The organism is Pseudomonas sp., from assembly GCF_028293835.1.
Classification (GTDB): Bacteria; Pseudomonadota; Gammaproteobacteria; order Pseudomonadales; family Pseudomonadaceae; genus Aquipseudomonas.
In genome coordinates this window covers 1-8,489 of the sequence record NZ_JAQGNX010000177.1, presented here as the reverse complement: position 1 = coordinate 8,489, position 8,489 = coordinate 1, and the positions used below count along the sequence as shown (strand labels likewise).

General features: G+C 56.8%; 7 protein-coding genes and 1 pseudogene. 6 read left to right on the top strand and 2 right to left on the bottom strand.

What is annotated here, in order from left to right; genetic code table 11:
• Window positions 1–1,177 (top strand): annotated as a pseudogene (locus JWR17_RS24305) (hypothetical protein); the annotation flags it as partial.
• A 1-nt stretch (window position 1,178) separates the two neighbouring features.
• Window positions 1,179–2,309 carry a hypothetical protein gene (locus tag JWR17_RS24300; RefSeq protein WP_299835596.1) on the top strand — a complete coding sequence of 377 codons (1,131 nt, stop codon included), beginning with the start codon at window positions 1,179–1,181 and terminating at the stop codon, window positions 2,307–2,309.
• Here the strand turns inward: JWR17_RS24300 and JWR17_RS24295 are convergent.
• Window positions 2,304–3,236 (bottom strand): 1-aminocyclopropane-1-carboxylate deaminase/D-cysteine desulfhydrase, encoded by a 933-nt coding sequence (locus JWR17_RS24295; RefSeq protein WP_299835593.1) that lies wholly within the window; start codon window positions 3,234–3,236, stop codon window positions 2,304–2,306. The genes JWR17_RS24300 and JWR17_RS24295 overlap by 6 nt on opposite strands.
• Before the next feature lie 151 nt (window positions 3,237–3,387).
• Window positions 3,388–5,424, bottom strand: a complete 2,037-nt coding sequence (locus JWR17_RS24290; RefSeq protein WP_299835592.1) for an NADPH-dependent 2,4-dienoyl-CoA reductase — start codon at window positions 5,422–5,424, stop codon at window positions 3,388–3,390.
• Between the two features lie 308 nt (window positions 5,425–5,732).
• Between JWR17_RS24290 and JWR17_RS24285 the strand changes: the two genes are divergently transcribed.
• From JWR17_RS24285 to JWR17_RS24270, 4 genes are all read left to right on the top strand, one after another.
• Window positions 5,733–6,833 (top strand): nitrilase-related carbon-nitrogen hydrolase, encoded by a 1,101-nt coding sequence (locus JWR17_RS24285; RefSeq protein ID WP_299835600.1) that lies wholly within the window; start codon window positions 5,733–5,735, stop codon window positions 6,831–6,833.
• Between the two features lie 4 nt (window positions 6,834–6,837).
• A complete protein-coding gene (locus tag JWR17_RS24280) occupies window positions 6,838–7,878 on the top strand; it encodes an AraC family transcriptional regulator (RefSeq protein ID WP_299835589.1) in 1,041 nt (346 codons plus the stop codon).
• Window positions 7,879–8,119: 241 nt separating this feature from the next.
• Window positions 8,120–8,245, top strand: a complete 126-nt coding sequence (locus JWR17_RS24275) for a hypothetical protein (protein ID WP_299835588.1) — start codon at window positions 8,120–8,122, stop codon at window positions 8,243–8,245.
• 105 nt (window positions 8,246–8,350) lie between these two features.
• Window positions 8,351–8,489, top strand: a 139-nt coding sequence (locus JWR17_RS24270; protein ID WP_299835598.1) for a hypothetical protein, incomplete at its 3' end; no start/stop codon positions are given.

Below are 8,489 nucleotides of genomic sequence, written 5' to 3'. Positions count from 1 at the left end.
GGTGCGAAAGGAAGTCATGGCTCAACCGGATCAGGGAAAGGTTAAGACTCCTTATTTGAGCTCCCTTTTGACCACGGCTGCGGCCGGCTTTGGAGCAGCGCAGGGGATAGCTGATACCGCCTTAAGTGCTCATGCATCGGAGTTGGCAAAAAATCTGAAAGGAGGAGAGTTAAAGGGAGTACATGTACAAATGGGGAAATTGCATATTGGCTTGGGGATAATTGGATATTCCGCTGGTTTGGCAGCGGCAGCGTTGAGTTTAAAGTCTTTACACAGCAAATGGCTAAACGCAGCACGCGAGGGCAATAGCGCCGCGCAAGCTGGAGCCGTGTTAAGCATGATGGGCAACAGTGGATTTATGTTTAGTAATGCCTATGGACTTGGTGAGACAGTTATCGCTGGCAAAAACGTTCTGGCCGTAGCGTTACAGCCTGAGAAACGTTTAGCTGCCTGGGCAACAGCGGGCGTCCGCCTTTCAACAGTTTTTTTCCGAGTGAATGTAGTCGGAGTTTTATCTACTGCACTGGAGCTGTCTGGCAGTTGGTTCTACAACCGTAACGACCTCAGCCGCCACGACCGCTGGCTACAGACAACCCCTTGGAGCCAGTTTCCGAAGCAGCGTTTGTGGCAAACCATAGAAGAGTTTCAAAAACGCCTTCACACCCAAGTCAAAGCACCCAAGATCGAAGTCCTGTTGAGTCTAAAGAATGATCAGGGCATTCAATCGAGACGTGTGCGTCTGCACTTCCCCATGACGTCTAGCGACGACTTGATGAACCCCCTGCACAGCAGCGCCGCCAAAACCATGCTCAAGATCGGCGCCTATAAAGTGCGCACACATACTACAAAAGGTCGCAAGGTCGATCGTTGGTCGATAGTGACGGACTCGCTATTCGACAATATCCAGATAGCTCAGGCATTCCCGCTGATTCTAGAGTTAGAGGTCCCGGCTGACTGGAGTCCTCCTACCGCTACAGAGCAGGATGATCTAGTTGTCACAGCCATGTTTGGTGACCTGCGCCCACAAGACGGAAACTACGAGCTGAATGTCTATCACCTTCGTGCCTCCCTTTATGGCTCAACCGAACAGCTAGCCGACAGCCACTTGGAACCCCAAGGTGGAGAGTGCAATTTCATATTGGTTAAATCTCTCGAACTATCGCAGAAGGAGGATTGATATGGCCAAGTCAGCCATGGATACCTCTCCGTTAATCAACTCAAAACCATATGCCGGGATGATCGAGTCATTTCCGAGCGGACAAGTTAGCTATTTGTCTCCCGTCCCTCTGCCTACGGACCGGCCCGCTCAGGATTATGGAAATGCCGTAGGCGGTGTAAATCAGACGTATATGGATTTGGGGGTGGGCACACCGGCTGTTTTTGGCTGGCAGGTGGTACTAGGAGGCCCGTTCAGTTTTTTTATATTCTGTGCATTCCTATTGCCGCTTATTGGAGGCATGTTGGGACTTGCACTCGGCGAGAGCCTGTCTGATGAAATTTGGATGTTTCGTAATGTGATGCCGCTTAGTATCGAAACCGGTGCTTGGGCCAGTGGCTTTAATTTAGTAATCGGTCTTATCATCACCTTCAACAACCTAGCCAAATACGAAACCCTAATCCCTGCCCGCTTCAACCGCCAACGCCGAGAAGTCTGCTTCGTCCCCGCAGGACAAACCGAACCGATCTTCGTCCCATGGGAGTCCCTATCTGCATGGGTCATCCAATCTCAAACTGTCAGCCAATACGGCGCCAACCTCCATTACGCCATGGGCATCGGCTTCTACCACCCGCCCCACGATCAGCAATACACCCTGGAATTCCAGTGTGGCGGTTTTGAGCTGGCGATCTGTAACTGGGAAGCCATCCGCGCTTATATGGAATATGAGGTTCACACACTCAAGGAGATACAGGATCCGCTGGATCTGCAAGGCCCGGACGACCCGCCTCACGAAGGCGTACACACTTTCTACAACGCCCGGGAACGTATGCGTCGTCGACGCGAAGCGGGTGAAGTGGGCTGGAGCTATCCGTTCTGGTGGTACCTGTACCACGTCATGACCCTTTGGACTTTACCCAACCACCTCACCGAATGGGAAATCCGCCGCATCAAAAGCATTGGCCGCGCCGCCGTGCCCGACACCATGCAAGCATGGTCGGAACCATTGCCGGAAAGTGAGTGGGCCAAGCCCAGCGAGAAGCTGCTGCGCATGAGTAAAACGCTTAGAGAACTGCGCCAGAAAGAGCCACATATTTCGCTGATTCAGCATTATGTTGAGGTGCAAATCGTTGAAACCGGCTTCAAATCATAAGACAGAATGTCTTCTGGTCTCCATTCCTCGACGCCCCTGCAATCCGCCTGTATGCACGAAGACCAACCGCGTGCCGGAAGGAAACAATCCCGCTGCCACGTGATCATGCAGCGCCAATAAGGCTTTGCCGGTGTACAACGGCTCCAGCGGCAGACCGCTTTCGGCTTCGCTAGTGGCGATAAGGTCGAGCAGATGCTGATCGATTTTGGCGAAACCGCCACGACTGGCATTGATCAAGTGATAGCGCTGTTGTAAGCCGCTCGGTGCAAGAATCGCCGCGACATTTTCAGCCACACCGTGATCTTTCGGCACGGCCATGGCGCCGTACACCGGGCGCGTGCCCTTTTCGGCCAGCACAAGCCCGGCCAATGTAGTGCCGGTTCCTGCCGCCAGCCACCAGGCATGATAATCAGGCCAACCCAATTGGCTGAGCTGGTCCTGTACCTGGGTCAGCAATACCCCACAGCCCAAGGCGCCCGACAATCCACCGCCACCTTCGGCCACGGGGTGCAAATGCGGGTAACGTTCTTGCCATGGCAACCAAAAACCCGGCGCGTGGCGTTCGCGATAACCGGCGTAACCCAACCAGTGCAATTGCATGCCGAACGCCATCAAGTCGTTGACCGTCGGCGTGTCCAGCGCATGTCCACGCAACAGGCCAACCGTCGGGAAAGCAAAGCGCTTACCGGCAGCAGCCAACGCGTGGAGATGATTTGAATGTGCACCGCCGAGACTGATCACGCCCTCGGCACCGGCCTCTGCGGCGGCAGCCAGATGATGGGTGAGCTTGAACCACTTGTTGCCGGAGATCAGTGGATCGATCAAATCCAGCCGCAACACCGCCACCTCAATACCCGCATGCTTTAGCCAAGGCAGATGCAAGCGTTCAAGGGGTGCGCTGGGTGGGGTGGGGATGAGCGGGAACATGGGGTTGGAGTTTACAGATAAGCGTCTGGGGAGACACATCCCCTGTAGCAGATAACGTGTTGGCGAGACGCTGACGCGGTGAGTCAGGTACGTCGCCTCGTCAACACGCTGGCTCCCGCAGAAAGCGGGTCGTCTGGGTTATCTATGGCGCTTACAACGCAGCCGCCAACCGCGAGCCTTGATCGATAGCCCGCTTCGCATCCAGCTCAGCCGCAATGTCTGCGCCGCCGATCAAGTGCACACTCTGCCCGGCATCGACCAGCCCGTCGTACAGCTCGCGCAACGGATCCTGTCCGGCGCAGATAACAATGTTATCCACAGGCAAAAGTTGCTCTTCGCCTTCACCTATCCGGATGTGCAGGCCTGCGTCGTCAATCTTCAGGTATTCGACGCCGTTGAGCATTTGTACGTGCTTGTTCTTCAGGCCGGTGCGGTGAATCCAGCCGGTGGTTTTCCCCAAACCGTCACCGACTTTGGAGGTCTTGCGCTGTAACAGGAACACCTGACGCGCAGGCGCATGCGGCTCGGCCTTGATTCCGGCCACGCCGCCACGGGCTTCCAGCGTTATATCGATGCCCCATTCCTTCCAGAAGGCCTCGCGATCAAGGCTGGTGGAAACGCCTTGGTGCACCAGGTACTCCGAGACGTCAAAGCCAATCCCGCCCGCGCCGATTACTGCCACGCTTTTGCCCACCGGCTTGCGGTTCAGAATCACATCGATGTAATTCAACACCATGGGATGCTCGACGCCGGGAATCGCCGGCGTGCGCGGGGCAATGCCGGTCGCCAGAATAATCTCGTCGTAGCCCGCGCCCACCAAATCGTTGACCGCCACCCGCGTGTTCAAACACACCTCAACCCCAGTGGTTTGCAGCTTGCGCGTGAAGTAGCGCAGGGTTTCCGCGAATTCTTCTTTTCCCGGCACACGCTTGGCGATGTTGAACTGCCCGCCAATCTCGCTGGCCGAATCGAACAGCGTTACCTGATGCCCGCGCTCGGCAGCTACCGTGGACGCCGCCAATCCCGCAGGGCCGGCGCCGATGACTGCGATCTTCTTGATCTGTTGCACCGGTAAATAATTGAGTTCTGTTTCGTGGCACGCACGGGGGTTAACCAGGCAACTGGAAAGTTTGCCGCCGAAGGTATGGTCGAGGCAGGCTTGGTTGCAGCCGATACAGGTGTTGATTTCATCGCTACGACCCGCCGCCGCTTTGTTGACGAAATCCGCGTCTGCCAGGAATGGCCGCGCCATGGACACTATGTCGGCGTCACCTTCGCGGAGGATTCGTTCGGCAACTTCCGGGGTGTTGATGCGGTTGGTAGTGATCAACGGAATCTTCACCGAGCCGCGCAGTTTGGCAGTGACTTTGCTAAACGCCGCCCGCGGAACTTTGGTAGCAATGGTCGGAATACGTGCTTCGTGCCAGCCGATGCCGGTGTTGATAATCGTCGCGCCCGCCTGCTCAATGGCCAGTGCCAGTTGCACGACTTCTTCCCAGACGCTGCCGCCGGCCACTAAATCAAGCATCGAAAGGCGGTAGATAATGATGAAATTCGGCCCGACCGCCTCACGCACGCGGCGAACGATTTCTACCGGCAGGCGCATGCGGTTTTCGTAACTGCCGCCCCAACGGTCGGTGCGGTGATTGGTGTGCGCGGCCAGAAACTGATTAATGAAATAGCCTTCCGACCCCATGATTTCAACGCCGTCATATTCAGCGCTTTGGGCCAGGGTCGAGCAGGTCACAAAATCCTGAATCTGCTTTTCGATGCCTTCCTCGTCCAGCTCTTTAGGCTTGAACGGGTTGATCGGCGCCTGAATCGCGCTGGGGGCCACTTGCTTCGGGCTGTAGGCATAACGCCCAGCGTGCAGAATCTGCATACATATTTTGCCGCCCGCCTCGTGCACGGCCTTGGTCACGATCCGGTGTTTTTCTGCTTCTTCTGGCGTGGTCAGTTTGGCCGCGCCGGAATACACCCCGCCTTCATCATTAGGGGCAATCCCCCCCGTGACCATAAGCCCGACGCCGCCATGCGCGCGTTCGGCGAAATAAGCCGCCATACGCTGGAATCCGCCGGGTTTTTCCTCAAGGCCAGTGTGCATCGACCCCATCAGGGCGCGGTTGCGCAAGGTGGTAAAACCGAGGTCCAGTGGGGCCAGCAAATGCGGGTACAGGGCGGCGGACATAAAGACTCCATCAAGCGTCGTCACGGAATGCGGAGGTCCTCAATGGGATCGCCGTCAATTTATTCAGGTCGGAGGGTCAACACCCTGGGATGCCACGCTCACCACGACCTGTTCATGATGCCGACATTAAAGAGCTGCAGGACCACACTCAATGACTGAAAGTGACAACTTATTGATTCAATCGTACAGCGAGGCTTGGCAATCGCCGTCGCGCGCCCTACCCTAGTCGCCAAACCCTGCACACGGCTGCCTTTGTGTCCCCCTTGCGCAAAACCTTTAATGTCATTGTTGGCCTGTTGCTGATCGCGATGGTCATCAGCTACGCACTTTGGACCGGGCAGCGTCCCGTGAGTCTTTACCTTTCCGATTTGCGTATTCAACTGACGGTGAATGAAGGCCAACCGGGCGAGCGCGGCAACTTGCTGGGTATTCAACCGGAACTGTCGCCCAGCGATTATCAAAGCCGCGAACACCTGCAACGCAAGCTTTCCGCTTATCTGCAGCAAGCCCGTGATCAAGGGCTGATCAACGACAAAACCATTGTGGTATTGCCGGAACATGTGGGTACGTGGCTGTTTGCCAGCGGCGAAAAGGATCAGCTGTATCAATCGACCACGCTCAAGGAAGCCATGACCTGGCTGTCGGTGAGTAACCCGCTGCAATTTCTTCACGCGCTGATTCAGGCCAAAGGCCGCAACCGTATTGACGACGCTTACCTGAGAATGAAAGCGCAGGCCATGGCCAATGATTACCAGATGTTGTTTGGTGGCCTGGCAAAGACCTTCGGCGTGACCCTGGTGGCGGGCTCGATTGTGTTGCCGGACCCCAGCGTCAACAACGGCCTACTGCACATCGGGGCTGGTGCTTTGTATAACAGCAGTGTGGTGTTCGGTACTGACGGCCTGCCCATCGGTCAGCCGCAGCGCCAGTTGTACCCGGGCTTCGCCGAACGCGACTATATCCATCCCGCGCCCACGGCCGAGTTGAATGTGGTCGACACCCCCGCAGGACGGTTAGGTGTATTGATCGGCAGCGACAGTTGGTACCCGGGCAATTACGCCCAATTGAACGAGAAAGGCGCAGAGTTGATCGCCGTTCCAGCCTTCGTGGTCGGAAATGATCGGTGGTCCAAGCCATGGCGTGGGTTTAGCAGCGCATCGACTCCCGCCGACATCAACTTCAAGCCGGGAGAAACGTCTGAAGCAGAAGCCTGGCACCGGCTGACATTGACCGGCGCACATCCGGGCAGCACCGCCCATGCCGGGGTCAGTGTGTTCATGCGTGGCCAGTTCTGGGACCGAGGCAGCTCCGGCCATAGTTTTGCCAATCGCCGTGGTCTGGCTGGCGCCGAGCAAATCAGTGACGATCAGCCAGGGCACAGCGCCCGTTTGATCAACCTGTGGCTGTAAGGCGATGAAAGCGCCACAGGTGCGTTTAGGCGATTTGTCGGTGGGCTTTGTTCACAGCCTGGCGGACGCCGTGGGCAGTTACGGCCAAGACCCGGAGCCGCTGCTCGATCAATACGGGCTTGATCCCGCGCGGCTGGCGGAGCCTGGTGCGCGCTTGTCGATCCCGCGTTACATGCGGCTGGGGCATGCGGCCATTCAACTGACCGGCGATCCGGGACTGGGTTTGCGCATGGGCCGGCTGAGCCGCATCAGCCAAGCGGGACTGGCCGGTGTCACGGCCGCGCAAGCCCCTACTGTCCGCGAAGCGGCACGTTGCCTGATTCGTTTCGAAGCGCTGTATGGCTCCAACTATCGCGGGCAATCCAGCTTCCATGAAGACGCCCAAGGCGCCTGGCTGCGTTTTTACTCCATCAGTCCGTACAACGCTTATAACCGCTTCGTCGTCGACTCGATTCTGGCCAGTTGGATTCAGCAGCTGTCGAGCCTGGCGGGTTGCCGTTTGCTTGCGGAGAAAATCGACATTGAGTTTGCTGAACCACCCTACGTCGAGTCCTACCGAGAGCTGAGCGTTCATTCAGTAACTTTCGGCGCAGAGTTTAATCAGCTGCGGCTGAACCAGGAGAACCTTGGGCTACGCAATCCCGATCATTGCCCGAGCACATGGCGGCATTTGCTGGTGTTGTGTGAAAAGGAGTTGGAGCAGCTGACCCGCACCCGGAGTTTGCGTGAGCGCATCACTCAGTTGCTGGGGCCGTTGTTGAATGGCGGTCGAGAACCGGATTTGGAGGAAGTGGCAGCACGACTGAAGCTGCCTACGTGGACGTTGCGGCGCAAGCTGGCTGAGGAAGGGACGCAGTTTCGGGCAATTCTGAACGACACCCGACGGGATCTGGCGATGACCTATATCCGCGACACCGAACTGGCTTTCGGTGAAATTGCTTATCTGCTGGGTTTTGCTTCTGCAGAGGCGTTTCAACGTGCGTTCAAGCGCTGGAACGGGCAAACCCCAGGGGAGTTCCGCCGCAGCCAACGTCAAGCCGGTTGACGCTTACAGCTCGGTTGCGTCGTCGGCCGGTTCTACCGGGTCGAGTTCCGAAGCACGGTATTCAAGCAGTTCTTCTTGATAGTCATCCACAGGGTTCATCCTTTTTTATTGAATTGAAGTCGCCAATTACTGACCACGAGCTTCACCTTAAAGTGCCCGTGTGACGGATAAATGAATGTTTGGGGTGATAGAAGTGAATCCTCCCCCAACAAAACACAAAACCTGTAGAAGGACGCCCGTCGTGCAGCAAACACCGTCTCTGCGCTTGACTCCCCTGCCCCATCCGGAATACCTTCCGACCATGAATTCAACTCAGCATTTCGTCGGCCAGATTATTATTACCGCCATTCCAGTCATGGCGGGTTAGCCGACGTTTGCACCAAACCCGCCCACGAGGCGGGTTGTTCTTCCGTCTCCTGGGCCACACAGCTCGTACCAGGAGTCAGACATGCCACCGCCCCGCGACACCGACCTGCTCAAGCATTACGTCAAAAAAATCCTCACCTCGCGCGTTTACGACGTAGCCGTTGAAACCCCGTTGCAGGCCGCGCGCCAGCTGTCCGAACGCCTGAGCAATACGGTGCTGCTCAAGCGCGAAGACTTGCAGCCGG